We start from the raw sequence: 18,224 nt of genomic DNA, 5'->3' as shown, positions 1-18,224 counted from the left end.
GCCGCCGGTGGAAATCACCGGCGGCGGAGCATCATTCGAAAGGAAAGTGCGGGTGCGGCTATTCCGCCGCGACGCGATAGGTCTCCTGCGTCTCGTCAGGCTCGGCCGCTTCTGGAGCATCGTCGAAGGTCTCAGGCAGATCGGCTTCACCCTCGAACGGATCGAGGGCTTCACCTTGATCGACGACGCTCCCACCAATCGGAGCGCCTTCGCCTATATCTGCATCCGTCTCCGCATCGACCGCGGCGCCCTCAACGGGCGCGCCGTCAAAGCCATCCCCTGTGGCGTCAACCTGGGCTGCCTCGTCGTCGAGAGTGTCGGCATGCTTGATCAGATCGGCGACCTCGTTCGGATCGGGCGCGAAGAGCGCCGACGCATGGACGAAATGACCTTCCTTGAAGTGGTCGACCAGAGCCGCACGGGTTTCGCGCACCTTTGGACGCGGCAGGACATTGGCCTCCTTCGCCGCCGCTTCGAGCGCCTGCCGCGACAGGCACAACAGGAAATCTTCGGAGCCCATGTTCGGAAGGTACCCGTCGGCGCCGATGGCACCGCCGGCGATGCGGGAAACGACGCCGCTGTTCGACATGCCGCGCCTGCATGACAGGACATCGATCAGGATGGAGCGGGCGGCTACACGCACCGTCTCCATATCAAAGGAAAGCTTGCCGTCCTCGGAGAACAGACGGGCGGCATGGCGCCGGAAACGCTTCGGTCCGAACACGGTGTCGTTGGAACCAGAGTCGACGCGGACATTCTGGCCGGCAAAGGCGAGAACGAGCAAGGCGATCAGCATGTCGTCCTCGATCGGCGCGCGGCCGAGCGCCTCATGCAGGGCGTCGGTGCGGAAATCACCGATCATGTCATGGCCCTTCTGGGTGACGTCGGGACGCGGCTTCGGCGTGTCGATGATCCTGCCGTCATGGACATCGCCCTGCCCGCCTGTCGCGGAGACGCCGGATTTGCCCTTCGCTTGCCTGTCCTCCGGCATGCGGAAGGCAACCGATTGCACCTTTCCGTCACGGTCAAGATACATGGCCACATGGTCGGACTTCGAGGGCTTGCCGTAGACGCGTTCGGCCTTCTTCGGCAGTTCCGGCTGGCCCCAGTTGTTGACCTCGACAATCGTGCCCTTCTTCGGAAGGTTGTTCGTCATCCATTCCTGCTGGGCGCCGAGGAAGGCTTCGACATTGGTCGTGTAGCGGCTGTCCTGGTCGGCCGGTGAAAACAGGTCCTCGACCCACTCGATGCCGTAGGCAGCGGCAAGGTCGTCACCGAAGCTCGCATCCTTCGCATACATGCGCGTCTTCGAGAGTGCCCTGGAGATATTGTACCAGTCGGCCCGCTCGCTCTTCTTCGGCTTGTGCGCCTTCCAGACCTCTTTCTGCTCGTCGAGCGAGGCGGCCGCCACCGTGCGAAGCTGCTGCTCGTTCGGCATGTCACCGAGCGCCATGTGGTCGAGCATGGCCGGCAGCACGTTGGCCAGCAGCCGAAGCTTCCTGATCTGGCGAACCGGCAGGGCGAGCGCAACGCCGATCCCTTCCTCCGTCCAGCCCAGCGCAACGAGCCGTTCTATGCCGCGCCACTGGTCCACCCCGTTGAGAGGTTCTCTCGCGATGTTCTCGACCATCGATCGCATGGCGCCATTGTCGTTGGCGGCTTCACGGACGATGACCTCGATTTCCTCGAGGCCGGCGGCGATCGCCTGTCGCACACGACGATGGCCAGCCTGGATGATGTAGCCGTTCCCGCCATCCGTCTGCGGCGACACGACGGGCGGCTGGATGATGCCAACCGCCTTCACCGTTGCCAGAAGCAGTGCGTCAGCCTGCGGCGACGATTTGGAACGGCGCGCATCGTCTGGGTTGTCCTTCAGCGCGCGGGGATCGAGTTTGAGGATCTGCATGGGATTTGCTCCTTCCGGGTTTCGGAACCGGGATGTGCCGGTTCTTGTCCGTCTTCAGTTCTTCCGAAGACACCGCCCGGAGCGCAGGGCGGGCGGACCGGCGCAACTGCGCCCGAGCGGCCTTGCCGGTCCGGGCGAGCGGGGCGAAGCCTTGCGAGAACGACCGGCAGGGGTGCGGAGGGGGCGGTTGAGCGCAAGCGGCGACGGGTCGACCGGTCTGCGAAAAGGGTTTCCTCCTTTCTTTCCTCCTCTTACTTTTTCAGACGGGTGAGGGAAACGCGAGGCAGCACGGACAATCGAAGGAGCCTGCAGGTTCGGCCTGGCCCATGGTGTCAGGGATTTATCCCCGACGCAGGCCCCCCTTCCTTCTCGAATTCGTGGTTGATATCCGTATCGCTGCTAGTGGCGTTTTATCAGCGATTGTTTCGCAGCCCATGTTTCATATTCCCGGAGGAGGTCCTCGACTACCGACCACTGCGGATATTTGCTCCGCAAGAGTTCATCATGCTGGTCCAAGCACGGTGACTCTCGCATAGCACTTTGCCGGAACGGCTCGAGGGCGCTGTGGCGCATCAGGGCCAGGCATTCAGGCGACGACAGATCGCGTGGCAGGTGTTCCAGCAAGCCGCTGACGATGATCACCCAATTGTTGACGACAAACGGGCGACCAGCTTCCTCCACCTGATCTGTGATCTCCTCCAACATCGACAGCAGCGCGACAAACCGCACGGGCCAGGTTTCGGCAAGGAATTGCGGCGCCATCATCTCGATCGTCCCGCGAATGTCCTCGGGTAGAGCGTCGCAGAAGCCGAGTTTCTTATATTCAATCCGCGCCATTGACTGATCCCGGCATCCTTGACAGCAGATTTCCGCTCCCCGTTGAGGCGCTCCTGCGTTGCCCATCTTTATCCTTCGAGAGCGACACAGGGGCAAGGCCAGAAGCCACGTCAGCAACGGGGCTAAGCGGCAATTTCCTCGGCCTCGGCATCACCGCGCGCAGACTTCGCCAGCGCCTCCTCGACCTCACGCAACTTCTGGCGCTTCTCAGCCAGTTCGTCGGCAAAGGCGAAGGTGCCACCCTGCCGCGACTGGTAGGAGGAAAGCCGCCGCTGGTACTCCGCCAACCTCTGGCGATAACGTGCCCGCTCCTCTTCGAACCCGTCGAGCGCGTGCTCGAGGCGGAAGATGGCACCGAGTGGCGTGACAGTGACGGCGAGATCGATCTCGTAATCGGCGCCGGTGCGCTGAAGCAGGGTCTGGTAGTGGTAATTGTCACCACGGCCAAAACGTTCGCCCTCATAAATGAGATCGAAGCCGCCGATCGATGCGATGTGGACTTCACCTTGGCTCTGGAGCTGGACGAGGGTGAGGATTTCCTTCATCAACGCGCGGCCGGCGTCCTTCCGCTCGGTATACGGCTTGCCCATGACAATCATCGTGAAGGCATCGCCTGATGTCGGAACCAACCGTTCGATGTCCTTTCCGATCTCGCCGATGCGGCGGTTCGCCGTCTCGATCTCGCGCTCGGCGTCGCGAAGCTGCCGGCGGACGGCGAAGAGATCGTCGTCATGGGCGGCGCGCAGACGCTCAAGACGGGCAATGTCGGCCTCCAGCCCGGCCTTCTGCATCAGGCGCTCGTCACCACTGGCGATGGCCTTGGCCATGGCGAACTGATTGGCCTGGCCTTCGTTCAGGTCTTCCAGCCGGCGGATGGAAGTATCGCCACTGAGTGCGGCGGCAATAAACCTCGCCTTTCGTTCGTTGTTCTGCCACATGGTCGCATCGAGGCTGCCTTGCGTGGCGTAGGCGAAGATGTCCACCTCGTCGTGCTGGTTGCCCTGACGCACGATACGGCCCTCTCGCTGCTCGATCTGCGACGGCAACCATGGGACATCGAGATGGTGCAGTGCCTTTAGCCTGAGCTGGGCATTGACGCCCGTGCCCATGGTTTCCGATGAGCCGATCAGGAACCGGACCCTCCCGGCGCGCACGTCACCGAACAGGCGCTGCTTTGCCTCGGTCTTCTTGAAGTCCTGCATGAAGGCGATTTCGGTCGTCGGCACGCCCATACGGATGAGCTCGTCGCGGATCCAGCGATAGGCAGAAAACCCCCTTGTCTTCTCGACATTGATCGTGCCGAGATCGGAAAAGATCATCTGCGCCGCGCCCGGAAGTTCGTAAGGCTTGCCGTCGGGGCGGAGGTAGGTGTTGTCCGAGGTCTGCTTCCAGATGCGGTGGGCGTTGCGAACGAGCAGATTGAGCTTGTTGTCCGGCTCGTCGTCCATTGCCGGCATGACCAGGCGGAGATCGATCGCCGCATGGCGGCCGTCGGTAATGACGGAGAGCAGGATGTCGTCGCCGGGCTCAGGTGGACGGTCGCGTTCCTCGATCGCCTTGATGCGGGTTTCCAGGATCTGCTGGTAGGCCTTGAAGGCAGGTGTGGGCGCCGCCGTCAGGATCTGCCGCCTGCCGGTCGCGATCTCCGGCACCTTGACATGCGCTTTAAGGTCCTCCGGCATCACCACGTCGGCGAAGGCCCGGAACATGGCGATCAGTTCCGGCACGTTGACGAAGCTCGCAAAGCGGCTGACCGGCTTGTATTTGCCCGAGGGCTGGAGTTCCAGTTCGGTGCGTTCATCGCCGAAGTTCGAGGCCCAGGCGTCGAACTCGTGCAGGCCGCGCTCGTGCAATGCCTCGTAGCCAAGCAGCCGCTGGATCGAGAACATTTCTCCGAGCGTGTTGGTGATCGGCGTGCCGGAGGCGAGCACCAGGGCGCGCCCGGGATTCTTCGTCTCGATAAGCCGAGATTTCACATAGAGGTCCCAGGCTTTCTGCGAGCCGTTCGGATCGATCCCTTTCAGCGTCGACATATTGGTGGCGAAGGAGAGTTTTCTGAACTCCTGCGCCTCGTCGACGACGATCTGGTCGATGCCGATTTCGGAGATGGTCAGAAGATCGTCCTTGCGGGTGGAAAGCGCCTCCAGCCGCTCCTGCAACCCTTCCTTCAGGCGTTCGAGCCGCTTCCGAGAAACCCGGTCCTCATCATCGACCCTGGTCAGGAGATCCTCGTAGAGCTGCAGCTCGTCGTGGATCATCTGTTGCTCGAAGGCCGAGGGCACGCCGATGAGCCTGAAGGCGGAGTGGGTGATGATGATCGCATCCCAGACCGCCGTCGCCGCCCGCGACAGGAAACGCTGGCGTTTTTCCTTGGTAAAGTTGGTCTCATCAGCGACGAGAATGTTCGCCGACGGATAGAGCGCCAGAAACTCGCGGGCGGCCTGCGCCAGGCAATGGCCGGGCACGACCAGCATCGCTTTGGCGATCAGACCGAGCCGGCGTTGTTCCATGATCGCCGCCGCCATGGTCATGGTCTTGCCGGCGCCGACGGCATGGGCGAGATAGGTCGAGCCCGAGGAGGTGATCCTCCAGATGCCGCGTTTCTGATGCCCATAAAGAACGAAAGCGCCCGAGGCGCCGGGAAGCTGCAAATGGGAGCCGTCGAATTTGCGCGGCGCGATATTGTTGAAGCGGTCATTATAGACCCGGGCCAGCCGGTCGGTGCGATCGGGATCAGACCAGACCCAGGTCTGGAACGCCTCCTTCATCCGTTGGAGCTTGTCGCGCGCCGCTTCCGTGTCGACGACATTCAGCACCCGCCGCTCGCCATCGGCGTCCTTGATGGTGTCGAAGATCTGCGGCACCCGGGAATTCAGCGCATCGGCGAGCAGTTCGCCGGCATGGCGGCGGCTCGTGCCCCATTCCGATGTGCCGGCCGCCGAATAGCCGAGTTGACGGGCCTCGACCGTCCATGATCCCAGTTCCGGCATATGATGAATGCGGATCTCCGCCCCCATCATCTCCTTGACGAAGGCGATGACGTCGGACGCCGGGATCCACGGCGCTCCGAGGCGTGCGGTAATATCGGACGGACGTAGATCGGCGGGCTGGACCTCCTGTAGCGCCCGGACATTACGCAGATAAGCGGGATCGAGCGCAGCGGCGGCTTCCGCGGCCGCAAGCTTGGTGCGGACCGGGCCGGAGAGGTAGGCGTCTGAGGTCTGCCAAGAGCCATCCGTCGGATCGCGGAAGATCGCGTCACCCAGTTCAGCGATCACCGCATCGGGGTCACGATGCAGGAGTTCGGCGATATGGTCGATGTCGACGCGGCCGCGCTCGTTGAGCACCAAGGCCAACGCATCGGCGGCGCAAGTGATCACCGGGACTGCCGGTGGCGAGATCACCCGTTCGGAAAAGATCGGACCGGGACGGGCGGTATCGGTTTCGAGGTCATAGTCCTCGATGGAAGCGACCAGCCAGCAATCGGGATCGTCACGGAAAGGCTGAAGGTTCGGTTGCCGATGGGTTTCGCACACCTCACCAGTCTCGGTATCCTCCGAGATCGAAACCGTCGTGTGATTGATCGGTCCGAAATCGCGGACGAATGACGACCAGGCGATACGCAGGCGCACCTGAAGATCCTTCCACGGGCGGTCCTGTTCCTGGGCCTTCAGCACCTCCCGCACCGCATCCCGGACCGGGATCAGCTTTCGGATGATACGGACATGCTTTTCCGGAATGCCTTCGGCTGAACGGCCCTTGCGGACCTTGATCGGAACCGGAGAGCCATCAACCATCTGCATCAGGCCGTGCCTGGCGTCGATGAAGAAGCTGCCCTCGCGAACCTTCTCGTTTCCGGGACGGAGATCGACGATCTCGCCGAGCTCGTCCTCCAGTTCGATGTCGATTGCTGACGGCTCGCCGTCGTAGCGATCTTCCGGAAGAAGAGAGATGGCGGTGTTGAGCGCCACTTCGAGATCGACGCCGGCGCGACCACGGCACGTATAGGTCTCGCCGAACGGGCCCGACGTCAGCGCGTGGTCGCCAAGCACGAAATCAGGATGCCGTGCGAACCAGCTGTTAATGCGGATAGCGCCTTCGTCTTCTGTTGCAGGGCGGACTTCATCCAAGTCGAGCCAGGTCTGGTCGCCCTCAGCTTCTCCAGCCTTGCGCCTGCGGAAGAATAGGACGTCGACGATGACGTCCGTGCCGGCTTGGCGGCGGAAGCTGCGTTCGGGCAGACGAATGGCGGCGATCAGGTCGGCCGATCTGGCGATGTGCTCGCGGGCTGTTGCATCCGCCTTGTCCATCGTGCCGGAACTGGTGACGAAGGCCGCGAAGGCGCCGGGCTTCAGGAGATCGATGGACCTCGCGATGAAGTAGTCGTGCAGACGCAGACCGAGCGAGCGATATTGCCGGTCCGAACGCACGGTGCGATCGGAAAACGGTGGATTGCCAATGGCAAGATCGTAGATCGGCGAGAGATCGGTGCGCGCGAAATCGCCTTCGATAATCCGGGCTCTCGGCTGCAGGAGCTTCACGATACGCACTGTCACCGGATCGAGTTCGACGCCGGTTACGTGAGCGTGGTCGCGATACGCCCTCGGCATCAGCGCCGGAAACAGGCCCGTGCCGATGCCCGGTTCCAGCACGCGACCACCGTGCCAGCCCATGCGCTGCAATCCCGCCCAGATCGCTCGGATGATGAACTCCGGCGTGAAATGCGCATACTGCGTGCAACGCGACAGGCTGGAGTAATCGCTCGCGGATACCGCACTCTCGAGCGACGAGCCGAGATCGTCCCAGCCGTCCCGAAACTCGACTTCACCCGGACGGCGAAACATGCCGTTCGCCAGCTCGGAAGCGCCGAAGCCGGTGAAGCGGATCAATCGTTGCTGATGCTCTCGTGTGACCGGAATGTTGTGCCGCTCGATCTCGTTCGCGGTCAAAATGGCCGCCACGTTCAGTCGAGCGCGTTCCTTCCAGGACGCAGCAAGGCCGCGATCCTCGCCGACATCGAGATAGAAGTTCGCCCGGTCGCCCTGCCGGCGTGGTGCTGACCTCTGGGGCAGCGCGATCGGCAGCGCCGGCGCGGGCGCCGGCGGCGTCGGATCGGGATCGTCGTCATTCGCAGGTTCGGGGGCCGTCTCGGGCACAAAACCACCGAAGGCCGTGACGCCAAGGCTTAAGCCTGACGACAGGGCTGTGTTCCCGAACATGTCGAGGGTGCCAGAAGGATCAAGTGAAAAAGGATCATTGGACATGAAAATGCTCTCCTTGGAAAAGGGCGAGCGCCATCGTTCCGCTGGAGGTGATCCTCAGGGCGGGGCGGTCGCGAAGTTGTTGGAAGGGTGCGCCGCGTCAGCGGCGGACCAGGCCGATGGACAGGGACGTGTCGTCCATCACGATCCGCAGATGCGTCGCGTCGGGTTGAGCCGCGACGAGCATTTCGAGTTCGACGGCGTCGATGAATTCGACCCCGTCATCGCCCCCGAAATATCGGCGCTTGTAGTGCCAGTAATCCGGGTTGGTCTTCGGATCACACTCCTCGGCATAGATCACGAGTGGCCGTTGTCCTTCAGCGAGTTTTCCGTTCGAGAGAACGTAGACGCCCTCGTCACCGACCAGCCACAGGCCGGCTCTGGCCTCGGCTTCAGGGGATATTCCCTGATACGGAATCCGAAAGCCGCCGTTTGCGGTCGCGTCGGCACGGCCACGCGCCAGCACGGCGCAAATGTCCGTGAGAGAGAAAGTGAACATGTCGCCCTCCGTCACGCCGCGAGCGCGTCGGGCAGGTAACGCAGATGTACCGGCAGCTTCGCCGCGATCTCCACGTCCGTCAGGTCTTCCAGCAGCTTGCATGTGGTGCCGGCCGTTCTGGCGAAGAACATCACCGTGCGCTTGCCGCGATCAGCGTCTGGCCAACGCTCGCCGGCATAGCCGCGATAATCGTCTGCCGTGCTGCTCCAGATATGTTCCAGACGCTCCTCGCGCGTCATCGACCGGACAGGCCTGGATTCGCGCTCGATGATTGCGGCGCGCATGCGCTCGGGCGAACCCTTGTCAGCGAGGTCGCAATAGCCGTGAAAGTGCCGGATGCGCCCGTCGATCGACAGCGTGAAAAAGATGCTGGTAATGGAATCGGTCAGGAACTCGCGAATCGCGAACATCTCAGCCTTCATCCAAAGCGGCGGCAGGATCTCGAACATGTAATCGTGGGATGCCTCACCGATCTCGAACCATTCGCCGCGATAAAGCGCGCTGTCGTCGCCCTCCCACCGGTTCGGGCGCTGCGCATGACGGTCGAACATGCGGAACATCTGCCGGCGATCGGCGATGCCCTGATAGACTTTACGGATGGGAGAGAGGTTCATGATGGGCTCCTTCTGGCCTCGTCGGGCTGGAGCGCGGCTCATCTTTGCAATGGCGCCATCTTCTCTTCAGCCCTTCCTGACCCCTCCCTCGCGGCCGCCTCTCCGACAGCCCGAGTCAAGGGCCGGCAAAGCCGGGCGAAGCTTCACCCTTGACGCGGCCGGCGGGCATGCGGCAGGCCTCTCCTGCTCTCCCCTTTTTTCCTTTCTTGCCCTCTTCTCTCCTGCAATGCGTCATTCCAGTCCTCAGCCGGCGGCGTCAGGCGGAACCAGTCGCAGCCGGCATCTTCGGCGATGTCGCGCAGGCGAACGGCAAATGCTTCACCTTGTGCATTGGCGTCGGTTGCGGCGACAAGTTGCGCGCCCGGACGTGCGGCGAGCACGCGAACCGCGGCTTCTGTCGCCGGCGACCATCCCCCGCCCGTGCTGAGATAGAGGCTCCCCTCTCGCATTCCTTCGAATGCGGCCAGACTCATGGCGTCGATCGCCGCCTCGGTAACGCAGAGGCGTGAGGCGTCAAGGGAGCCGAACCGGAACAGCACCTTCGACCCTCCGCTCGAGAAGCCGCGCCAGTCGGGGCCGCGCTCCTCCCAGCCAGTGATGCCGCCATCGGCATCGACATGGGCCGCCCACATGCTGCCGTAGGGACCTTCCCGCAGCACATCGCTGCGGAGGGCGGCACGGATGATGGTCTCCGGCAGGCAGCGTTCGGCACGCAGATAGTGCCACGTCATCGATCCCCGCCAAGGCTTGCGGCGCTTTGCCCACCGCTCGGGGGTGGCCTCAGCCGGAACGGGCTCTCGAGCGCTTCGGGTCCACAGCGGCTCTTTGGCAACCAAACCGACCAATGCGGCGACCTGGTCGAGCGCTTTGACGAAGGACACTCCTTCGAGATGCGTGGCGAGACTGAAGACGTCGCCTTTCGCGTCGGACAGGGGATCGAACCATCCCCTTCCCTCATGGATGACGATGACGATCTCCGCCCCGCGTCGATATTTGACCGCCTTGCGGGTGCTCTCCTTCACGTCGATCGCAAAGCCGGACTGCTCCAACACGACGCCGCAGAGAACACGGTCCCGCAGGTCTTCCAGTTCTTTTTTCTCCATGCTTTCTGTCGGCGCTCACACGTCCGCCCTTCTTTCCGGATTCATTTCTCCCCGCAGTTTGCGGGACCCCTTTCCGGCGGCCCGCGAAGAGCAAAGGGGGCAAGGGCGCGGCCGGCAAGGTGCAGATCTGCACCCGGCCGCGGCGAAGCTTCCCTTGCCGCCTGCCGCTCGCAAGCGGCACCTGAAAAGGGGAAATGCCGGCTCAATGAGCCGGCCCGTATTCGAAGGGATCGAATTCGGCGATGGTCTCGACCTCGCCGTCATCGAGTTCGTCGCTCGGGAGAACGCCGAACTCGTTTCCGGACCGGAAGAGCGTGACCGGGACCATCAGAGTGCGGGCAAGCGCGAATGCGTGGCGTTGAGCGAGTGCAAGATCTTGTGCCATGTGAGAAACCTCCGTCCGGAGCGGGCCGATCCCGCTCGATGGCTCCTCGAAGGACCGGGGACGGTCGCGATCACCGCTTGAGGCGAATGCCCAAGCGGCCGCAGCTTGCTAGCGGACCCTCAACGGGTTGATCGACGGAGATCCGGACCTGGGCCAGGACGCCATCAATCAAGAGCGGGATTGGTGTGCTTCGGAGGACCAGGCGGTTTTCCGGCACGGGTCTTTCACTGGCACCACAGCTACATTGTCAACCCGGCGGTATTTCCGGCACGCAGCGCGCAGGTAACTCAACGGCGACTGGCCGTTTCCTGATCGGCAATCGCCTTGACGACCTCAAAGTCCATCGCGGCACGCGGTTCGATGCGCGCGACTTCGCTGGCAACCTTGGCCCAATGCCAGTAGTCACCGGCATTACCTTGCGCCCGGCTGCGCGAAGCTCTTCGCTGCGCCTCATAGTAGGCATTAATCGGGTCCGCCCCGGCAAGTCGCCTGGCGTCTTCCTGCCAACGGCGGCGGATCGCTCGCCGGTGTTCGATCCATTGCCGCAGGAGTTCGATCATGGCCGGCCCCGCTGCGACGCCAGAAGCTCTGATCGGGGGATCCAGATCGCCGAGGTCTCGTCACCGAACGGCACGGCGGTTCCTTCGAAGACGCATATCCCGACCCAGGCGCAGATGACTGCGTCCAGCATGTCCTCAAACGCCTTCAACTGCCACGATGGAGCCGCGAGTGGAGGAAGCCGTAAGACGTTGGAGGCGCCCGGTATTTCCTGGTCAAGGCAGGCGACGATGGCCCGCCAGGTTTCGAAGAGTTTGTTGCGCCGATCGGCGGGGTTTTCCGTTGGCCAGTAATTGCGGGTCTTGCCCTGCTTGTAAGGCAACCGCTTTTCGGCGCGCATCAGTTCGACCAGGGCCGGATGCGGGTAGACCTCCAACAGGCCCGGCACACCAACCTCTTTCGTCAGCAGTCCGTATCCGCAGTGCCCGAAACCGCCCCTCAGATCGTCGCTGATCTTGCCGGGCCTGATCGCACTCGGCGTGTGAGTGCTGCAATGACGGGCGCCATAGGCTGCCGAAACCAGATTGTCCGAAACTCGCCGCGCGGTGATCGGCTGGAGAGAAAGGGGCATATCCACGGCAACAAGATCGACAGGAGCGCCGGCGATCTTCCCGGCGGCAGCAAGGAGAGCTGCAGCCTCCGCCACCGAGCCGGAAGGACGGGACGTGGAGATCAGATCCTCTTCGGCCTGCGCCAGGAGGTGACGATAGGACGATCCCGCGAAGATCAGGCGCCAATTGCAGGCCGTGGAGGAAACCACCGCGACACCGCTCGGCTGTGTCGCGGTCCAGGCTGCATCAATACCCAGAATGGTCGTCATCGCCTCTCCCGGCCATTCAAACAGCCCGGAAGCGATCAAACGCCGTCAGATACTTGACCGGTGGATCGGCATCCCAGCGATAGATCTCCATCCGCAGGAAATGCAGCTCCTCCTCTAGCTTCTCTTCCGGCAGTTCAACCCACCAGGATTTCGGGCGGCCGTCGGAGCCGTCGGACCAGCGATAGCCACGCGCCTTGAGATGATCCTTCATGTCGAATGGGGAATTTTCAGCGTAGATGCGAACCCGTGATCGCTGGCTGACCTGATAGAGCTCCGCAAATGGCGCTACGATTGAATCGGGCCGTGTCTGCCCAAGCACTTCTAACAGCGCGAAACAATCGTCGACAGCGCGGTGCCCATCGTGAAAATAGCCCGACTGGCCGATCAGGTAACCGAGCTTGCTTCCCTCAAAACCGCGTGCCGACCAGTCGATTTCAGACACGGAGCAGGCCCAGGCCTTATGGACGAAGATCGGCGAGAAAGCCTCGCAGAAGGGACGGTCGAAACCGGCATTATGAGCAACGATCAGATCGGCCGACTCGATGAGCGATTTCAGGCGGACTAAGTCGATGACCTGCCCGGCGACCATGTCATCGGTGATGCCGGTCAGGCGTGTTATGTCGGCCGGAATGGGAACGGTCGGCTGCTGAAGTCCGCCATAAACGCCGGTGACATCGCCAATCTCGCCCGCGTCACTGAAGGTGAAAGCGATAACGCCGATTTCGATGATTTCGTCGGATTGATAGTTGAGGCCGGTGGTTTCGGTGTCGAGGATCACGCCCTGCCGTGGAAATTCGGGCCGAGCATGCTCGACAACTGATCGGGGCGAGAGCCTTCGCAGGATGCGATAGTTGCCGGTCGCTTCCAGATGGCAGGCCATGGCCTCGTCATCAGAACCGAAGCCGCCCTGCCCCCTTCCAGCAACAGCCTGCGGCCTGGCAACTCGCTCGGTAGCCGGCATAACAGGAGCTGCAAAGAAGTCGAGTTGCCGGGTCATTCAATTCCGATCCAATTGCGGCTTACGGAGCGCACAATACGCATCGACGCCGGTGCAAGCAACGAGGTGCCAAGAGTGTCTCCCTTCGCAGGTAGCGTGCGGCTATGCCTCTGGAGCGTCGGATTGAGGGCCGATCAAATCTATCTCAGCTATTTTCTGAAACTCCCCGAGATATTCCTGGCGGTGATGCGCAAGCCAGCGGGTAATACGACTGTTCGCAAGCAGCTTGGCGACATATCCGCGCGCCACGGTGAGGTGCAGATTGTCGATGCCATAGGTTTCCTCGACGCTTTTCACTTGCGTCTGAAGCGCGGCCAGTTCCCGTTCCATACGGGCAATCTGCTGGCCTGATGGCGTGCCTGCAGCCGCGCCCGTCACCTTTTTGGCCGTTACCAGTTGGCTGTCAGGCGTGGCAGCGCGGATCGCTCGAGCGAACATGACGGTAAAATTGTGCTGACCTATCATCAAATCTGCCGCCTCGATCTGGCGAACGGCGGACATTTGCCGCAAAACATCGAACACCTTCATTGAGCAGGGCGTATCCTTCAGCATCTCAGCCGCTTCGGGACTGATGCCTTCCAGCAGTCGAAAGCGGCGAATGACGGACTCCACCTGAAGGCCCAACGCGTCGGCTATGTCAGCAGAGGAAACGCCGCGCTCGATGGCGCGCGCTATCATCCTATGCTCCTGGATCGGCGCCAGCCGGTTGACCCGCTTGTTATAGGTATAGGTGTCGTCGTCGGTGGCGATCAAGCACTCGACCTCCGCAATGCCGAGTTCCTTAAGTGCCTCCAGCCGCAGATGTCCATCGAGCAGGAACCAGGTCCCAGCATTCTGGGTGTTGGCGATGACGACCGGCGCCTCTACCAAGCCGATCGCCTTGATCGAGCTTAGAACCTGAGCGAACTTTCTGCTTTCGCGAGCGCCGTCCGGGAGCGACTTAAGGGAAACGATCGCGGAAATCGGAAGCGTTCTTATGTCTCGGTCGAAGGCGAGTCGGATCCGCCCATCCCCATCGTTGTTGTCCGGCCCATCATTCATTGCGGCCTCCGGAAATCCGTGCGGTCAGCGCCCTTGGCATGGTCGCCAGTCCTTCGGCCCGCAGCAAATTGACGAATCCTTCGTCAGCGAGCAGATCTTTCAATGCCTCAACGATGAACAGAAGCCGTGTCTGTGTGAAATCCGACTTCTTGACCAGCAGTCGCTGCTTTTCTGCTTCGCGTTGATAGACCTGCATCAAATCATGTGCCGTCATCCGGCGCCCGCTGCCCTTCCGTCCAAGGCGTCCCGCCGGTAAACCCTTGCCCTGCGCGCGCATCCGGATGTCGAGCATCCGCCTGACCGCGGCGAGTTTCTTCCCCCGAAGCTGACCGGCCTCGTATGCGTCGAGGAGCAGGTTCTGTGCCTCTTCCGTTTCTGCCCGGGAAATCTCCATGGCAAGTGTGATCGGGATGAGGCCCGTTTCCACAGCGGCGACGAGCCGTTCCTCTCCTTTTTCGAGAAGGGACGCGATCATGTTGACCCAGGACGAGCCGACGCCAATCTTCTCGGCAATGGCCGCGTCGGTGTACCCACGTGCACGCAAGGCACCGATCTCTCGCATCAGGTCGATCGGCCGCGGCGTGCGTCGCGCGATATTTTCCACGAGACTCATCACAAGGCATTTGTCCTCGGCGGCCTCGATAACAACCGCCGGAATCTCGTTCTGACCAAGCATTTGGAATGCTTCCAAACGCCCCTCGCCGCACACCAGATCATATCGTGGACCACCGGGGCCATCGTGCCGGCTCACCGTGATGGGACGTTTCAGGCCAATGGCCTCGATGTTATTCACGATGTCGCGGTGCTGGCGCTTGTTACGGGCTCGTGGGTTGAGGACCGTAATTCGAGAAATCGGGATCATCTCGATCCGGTTCGGACGAAGGGCAGACATTATGCGGCCTCCGGCAGGGGAACGGGTGTAGCGATTTGATAGAGAAGCTCGAGATCGTCGAAGCGATAAGCATCGAGATGAAGGGCGTTGTCTTCCGACAGCCGCAACTTCTCGGAAAAAACGTCGATCCGCGGGAACAGATAATAGTCGAAGGGCGCCCGGTTAGCCGCATCCATGCGCACCACAACCGTGATGTCGGGACCAAGAGACGTATCAAAGCGGAGCTTCCAGCGCAAAAGCCCTGTCGACGTCTGAAGGCAACGGGCAATGACCACCGAAAGCGTGAATTCCTGATTGACGATTACCCGATCGGTTTGCAGATCCTGCAAGGTATCGCTGCCGGTTGCCCGCAATCTTTCCAGAACTTCGGCGACCACACCGGGATGGAGTTTGCGGAGCTCCCGGTTGGTTTCGACATAGCGGTAATCCCGATCGGGGGTGAAGCCGACGAGACGATAGGCCCGAAGCAGGCTTCCGAAGCGCGCACTATACGCACTACTGGACGGCATGCCGTCACATTCATCAATGACAATGCCCGAGAGCAATCCCTTTTGCCGGAACAGGTCTCGCAAGGACTGCAACATCTCTTCATCGCTCAGGCGGAACGAGCGCGCATTGATGATTGTTCTTGCCGCCTCGAAAAGCTCGCGTGCGACGACGGGCTCGAAAGCTCCCTCCGCCCTGATCCACATGTCGGGATCGTTCCGGACACGCTTCTTCTTCAGCTTGAACGAGCGGCGGTTCCAGACATTGTCGCCGGCATATTTCTCGTTGATCAGGACCTGATGGACGGTTCCCCGCGTCCATGGACGGCCAAGGTCGGTCAGGATACCTCGGGCATTGAGATTAACGGCAATCTGGCTCTCACTCTTCCCGTGGTGGACAAAGGCTCGGTACACCTCGCGAACCAGGTCCACTTCCTCGAACGGTCCAGGTGTCAGAATAACGCGATCTGTCTGAATGCTCTTGTGCTCGCCACGCTGCAGGACCCCTTTGACAGCACCATGTTCATCAATGAGAGTACGTCGCAGACCGAAGCCAGCAGACCCGCCCTGCCGAAAACCCTTTTCGATCAACCGGCCCTGTCCCGCGAACACCTTCGTCGATAGCTCGCGGCTGTATTCGCCGGCCATCGCCCGTTTCACACCCTTGACGATCGTCGACACCGGGCTTCCGTCGTTTTCGAACTGCTCGGCGCAATATTGAACCGCGATACCGGCGCGCCGGCAAATATATTCGTAATAGGCACTTTCGTCAGCGTCCTGAAACCGTCCCCAACGGCTGACGTCGTAGACAAGAACGATGGTGAAGTCAGTGCCGCCGGCCTGTACATCCTCGATCAGTTGGCGGAGCGCGTCACGCCCCTCTATCTTGAGGCCACTCTTTCCTGCATCGGCATAGGTTCTGACGATCTCGATTCCGCGAGCTTCCGCATACTGGCGGATCGCGTCGGCTTGGTTTTCTGTCGAATATTTCTGATGATCGGTCGACATGCGGACGTATTCGGCAGCGCGAACAGGACGCGCCGGCTGCGCTGACGATAGTTCTCTGTCGTAGGTCTTCCGGTTCGCCACGCTTCGCCCTTTCCTCGTTCCTGCCGGATCGGTCCGGGCCACTGACCGCCACAGCGCACGACAACATTCCTGCCGCCTCCCGCGATATTGCAAGCTTAGCGGACGAAGGAGCGGAAGATGTTGCCGAAAAAGGGCAGGAAGCTGCCGGTGTGGAAGGGGGTTCTGGGCGGGCGCGACATGTTGGCCCAGACCATCGCCGATCTGTTGCGCAAGGAGCATGGCGATACCCATCGTGCGATCAAACAATTGATGAGACAGACAAATGCGAGCGAACGCACGGTCAAGCACTGGCTGTCGGCACAGCACGCGCCGGACACTTTGTTTTTCTTACGCCTTATGGTCTCCTCCCCCGTCATCCGCGCCTTTGTTCTGGGGCTGATCGAGGGCCCGGCTTCTAATCCATTGTCGTCGGCAAGCGATCGTCCTGTCCGTGCCGCTGCGCGGGAAGCCTATGCTGCCGGAGAAGCGGCCTTCAGTGCGCTAACAAAGGATGTACGGGAAAATGACCCTGAAAATGGCCCTGATCGCGACCCTAAACATGACCCTGAACCCGTGGAGCTCAATGAACGGCAGCACTGGTTTCTTGAGCGTATCGTTGACGGTGACCGCTACGGTGCCAAGGAGATCATGGCCATCTGGCAGGTCAGCCTGAAAACCGCGCGACGGGATATCCATGGCCTCCAACTCGCCGGACTGTTGGTATATTTCGGTTCACGTCGAAAAGGTAGATATCGGCCTGTCCGTTGAAGAGACACTCGCGCTCGATGTACCGAGAGGGGAAAGTTGTTGAAGCGAATCGAACCGGCGACCTTATAAAAGAAACAATGTCTTAAACGACCCATTTATACGCGCAAACGCTCAAGGTGCGGGTTTTTCCACCTGTTGCATTTCGATGATGAGCGAGCCACAAGTAGCTATTTCGCTCGGGGGGGCCAAAGTGTCGTTGTTTCCGATTTTCAGCGTCAGTAACTATCGCGAGATGCTCACCAAGCTCGGCTGGTACACGTTCGGTGTAGCGATAGTGTGTATCTTCACATTGAGTCACTTTGCCCCGCCAATCAAAAAGCTAATTGCCCTTATTGAGAATCTATTTCCGCGAGAAGCTGCCGAAGTTCTGCCTTTCCCTGCATCGCTCTTGGGGGTGTTCACGTTGGCAATCGGCGTAGGGCTGATTGCTCACGCCATTAGACTGCACGACCGACTTTCCGACCTTTTCAGAATTCGCAAAGAATTCGATGTGCACTACATCCTTTATCCGCTCGCCCTCGCATCGGGAGCTACTCTGTCGATCACCCGACTTCATGAAGTAAAACAGCAGCGGAAAAGGCTGATGGGATCCACCTTCTATGCCTATGTGTCGAGCACTAAGCCAGAGATCGACAGTCACACGGTCATCCAAGCGCTTACCAATTGGTCCTGGTATTGGGTTTGCTTAGAAGCGACGACCCTTCTCACTCTAACCGCTTTGGTCTTGGCTGTTTACGGAGCGTGGCTGGCTTCGACCTGCCTTCTCCTCGGATGCACCATGCTGTTGCTTTTTATGCGGTTCTTCCGATTGCAGAGCGCGGATTACGCGGCGACCGAAGTAGAGCAAGTTCTCCGAGATGATACGCGACGGACGGCCGTCGCGGCTGAGTTCAACGCCTTGTAGTTTCGGTAACGCCCTCGGAGGTATCGCGGCTGGGGTCTTGAAATTCTGCCATTTGGCAGTATATTCACTGTCAGATGGAGGCTATC

15 protein-coding genes are annotated in these 18,224 nt (G+C 61.1%); 2 read left to right on the top strand and 13 right to left on the bottom strand.

Features of this window, described 5'->3' with window-relative positions; all coding sequences use genetic code 11:
* Nucleotides 1-58: 58 nt before the first annotated feature.
* The 13 genes from J2046_RS28615 to J2046_RS28555 all read right to left on the bottom strand — a co-directional run bounded on the left by J2046_RS28615 (nt 59) and on the right by J2046_RS28555 (nt 16,487).
* Nucleotides 59-1,906 carry a ParB N-terminal domain-containing protein gene (locus tag J2046_RS28615; protein ID WP_210057606.1) on the bottom strand — a complete coding sequence of 616 codons (1,848 nt, stop codon included), beginning with the start codon at nt 1,904-1,906 and terminating at the stop codon, nt 59-61.
* 399 nt (nt 1,907-2,305) lie between these two features.
* Complete coding sequence (locus J2046_RS28610) at nt 2,306-2,743, bottom strand: hypothetical protein (RefSeq protein ID WP_210057603.1); 438 nt, start codon at nt 2,741-2,743, stop codon at nt 2,306-2,308.
* Between the two features lie 122 nt (nt 2,744-2,865).
* Complete coding sequence (locus J2046_RS28605) at nt 2,866-8,007, bottom strand: DEAD/DEAH box helicase family protein (RefSeq protein ID WP_210057601.1); 5,142 nt, start codon at nt 8,005-8,007, stop codon at nt 2,866-2,868.
* 97 nt (nt 8,008-8,104) lie between these two features.
* Nucleotides 8,105-8,503, bottom strand: a complete 399-nt coding sequence (locus J2046_RS28600) for a DUF3085 domain-containing protein (RefSeq protein ID WP_210057599.1) — start codon at nt 8,501-8,503, stop codon at nt 8,105-8,107.
* Nucleotides 8,504-8,514: 11 nt separating this feature from the next.
* Nucleotides 8,515-9,117 (bottom strand): DUF1419 domain-containing protein, encoded by a 603-nt coding sequence (locus J2046_RS28595; protein ID WP_210057596.1) that lies wholly within the window; start codon nt 9,115-9,117, stop codon nt 8,515-8,517.
* Nucleotides 9,118-9,260: 143 nt separating this feature from the next.
* Entirely contained in the window at nt 9,261-10,220 is a 960-nt protein-coding gene (locus tag J2046_RS28590) for a DUF3991 and toprim domain-containing protein (RefSeq protein ID WP_210057594.1), read from the bottom strand.
* 202 nt (nt 10,221-10,422) lie between these two features.
* The gene (locus tag J2046_RS28585; RefSeq protein WP_003501420.1) at nt 10,423-10,605 is read right to left on the bottom strand and encodes a hypothetical protein; all 183 of its coding nucleotides are present in this window, start codon (nt 10,603-10,605) and stop codon (nt 10,423-10,425) included.
* A 287-nt stretch (nt 10,606-10,892) separates the two neighbouring features.
* The gene (locus J2046_RS28580; RefSeq protein WP_210057592.1) at nt 10,893-11,165 is read right to left on the bottom strand and encodes a hypothetical protein; all 273 of its coding nucleotides are present in this window, start codon (nt 11,163-11,165) and stop codon (nt 10,893-10,895) included.
* The gene (locus J2046_RS28575; RefSeq protein WP_210057590.1) at nt 11,162-11,983 is read right to left on the bottom strand and encodes a DUF429 domain-containing protein; all 822 of its coding nucleotides are present in this window, start codon (nt 11,981-11,983) and stop codon (nt 11,162-11,164) included. Before J2046_RS28575 ends, J2046_RS28580 begins: the two co-directional genes overlap by 4 nt.
* A gap of 16 nt (nt 11,984-11,999) precedes the next feature.
* Nucleotides 12,000-12,980 carry a 3'-5' exonuclease gene (locus tag J2046_RS28570; protein WP_210057588.1) on the bottom strand — a complete coding sequence of 327 codons (981 nt, stop codon included), beginning with the start codon at nt 12,978-12,980 and terminating at the stop codon, nt 12,000-12,002.
* 102 nt (nt 12,981-13,082) lie between these two features.
* Complete coding sequence (locus tag J2046_RS28565; RefSeq protein WP_210057586.1) at nt 13,083-14,021, bottom strand: plasmid partitioning protein RepB C-terminal domain-containing protein; 939 nt, start codon at nt 14,019-14,021, stop codon at nt 13,083-13,085.
* The gene (locus J2046_RS28560; protein ID WP_233470354.1) at nt 14,014-14,913 is read right to left on the bottom strand and encodes a plasmid partitioning protein RepB C-terminal domain-containing protein; all 900 of its coding nucleotides are present in this window, start codon (nt 14,911-14,913) and stop codon (nt 14,014-14,016) included. Before J2046_RS28560 ends, J2046_RS28565 begins: the two co-directional genes overlap by 8 nt.
* On the bottom strand, nt 14,913-16,487 hold the full coding sequence (locus tag J2046_RS28555) for a recombinase family protein (RefSeq protein WP_325169797.1): 1,575 nt from the start codon (nt 16,485-16,487) through the stop codon (nt 14,913-14,915). The genes J2046_RS28560 and J2046_RS28555 overlap by 1 nt, the downstream gene beginning before the upstream one ends.
* Nucleotides 16,488-16,604: 117 nt before the next feature.
* Here J2046_RS28555 and J2046_RS28550 point away from each other — a divergent pair, with 117 nt between their 5' ends.
* Entirely contained in the window at nt 16,605-17,234 is a 630-nt protein-coding gene (locus tag J2046_RS28550) for a hypothetical protein (RefSeq protein WP_210057584.1), read from the top strand.
* A 148-nt stretch (nt 17,235-17,382) separates the two neighbouring features.
* The gene (locus tag J2046_RS28545) at nt 17,383-18,138 is read left to right on the top strand and encodes a hypothetical protein (RefSeq protein WP_210057582.1); all 756 of its coding nucleotides are present in this window, start codon (nt 17,383-17,385) and stop codon (nt 18,136-18,138) included.
* The last annotated feature ends 86 nt before the right edge of the window (nt 18,139-18,224 follow it).

It is taken from the genome of Neorhizobium petrolearium, from assembly GCF_017873175.1.
Taxonomy (GTDB): Bacteria; Pseudomonadota; Alphaproteobacteria; order Rhizobiales; family Rhizobiaceae; genus Neorhizobium; species Neorhizobium petrolearium.
Note: the sequence above shows the minus strand (reverse complement) of the source record. Positions and strands in the feature narration are given on the sequence as shown.

Excerpts from the sequence above, each read along its gene's own strand:
- J2046_RS28615 (WP_210057606.1), bottom strand. The coding sequence starts at position 1,906 with ATGCAGATCCTCAAACTCGATCCCCGCGCGCTGAAGGACAACCCAGAC.
- J2046_RS28610 (WP_210057603.1), bottom strand. The coding sequence starts at position 2,743 with ATGGCGCGGATTGAATATAAGAAACTCGGCTTCTGCGACGCTCTACCC.
- J2046_RS28605 (WP_210057601.1), bottom strand. The coding sequence starts at position 8,007 with ATGTCCAATGATCCTTTTTCACTTGATCCTTCTGGCACCCTCGACATG.
- J2046_RS28600 (WP_210057599.1), bottom strand. The coding sequence starts at position 8,503 with ATGTTCACTTTCTCTCTCACGGACATTTGCGCCGTGCTGGCGCGTGGC.
- J2046_RS28595 (WP_210057596.1), bottom strand. The coding sequence starts at position 9,117 with ATGAACCTCTCTCCCATCCGTAAAGTCTATCAGGGCATCGCCGATCGC.
- J2046_RS28590 (WP_210057594.1), bottom strand. The coding sequence starts at position 10,220 with ATGGAGAAAAAAGAACTGGAAGACCTGCGGGACCGTGTTCTCTGCGGC.
- J2046_RS28585 (WP_003501420.1), bottom strand. The coding sequence starts at position 10,605 with ATGGCACAAGATCTTGCACTCGCTCAACGCCACGCATTCGCGCTTGCC.
- J2046_RS28580 (WP_210057592.1), bottom strand. The coding sequence starts at position 11,165 with ATGATCGAACTCCTGCGGCAATGGATCGAACACCGGCGAGCGATCCGC.
- J2046_RS28575 (WP_210057590.1), bottom strand. The coding sequence starts at position 11,983 with ATGACGACCATTCTGGGTATTGATGCAGCCTGGACCGCGACACAGCCG.
- J2046_RS28570 (WP_210057588.1), bottom strand. The coding sequence starts at position 12,980 with ATGACCCGGCAACTCGACTTCTTTGCAGCTCCTGTTATGCCGGCTACC.
- J2046_RS28565 (WP_210057586.1), bottom strand. The coding sequence starts at position 14,021 with ATGAATGATGGGCCGGACAACAACGATGGGGATGGGCGGATCCGACTC.
- J2046_RS28560 (WP_233470354.1), bottom strand. The coding sequence starts at position 14,913 with ATGTCTGCCCTTCGTCCGAACCGGATCGAGATGATCCCGATTTCTCGA.
- J2046_RS28550 (WP_210057584.1), top strand. The coding sequence starts at position 16,605 with ATGTTGCCGAAAAAGGGCAGGAAGCTGCCGGTGTGGAAGGGGGTTCTG.
- J2046_RS28545 (WP_210057582.1), top strand. The coding sequence starts at position 17,383 with ATGAGCGAGCCACAAGTAGCTATTTCGCTCGGGGGGGCCAAAGTGTCG.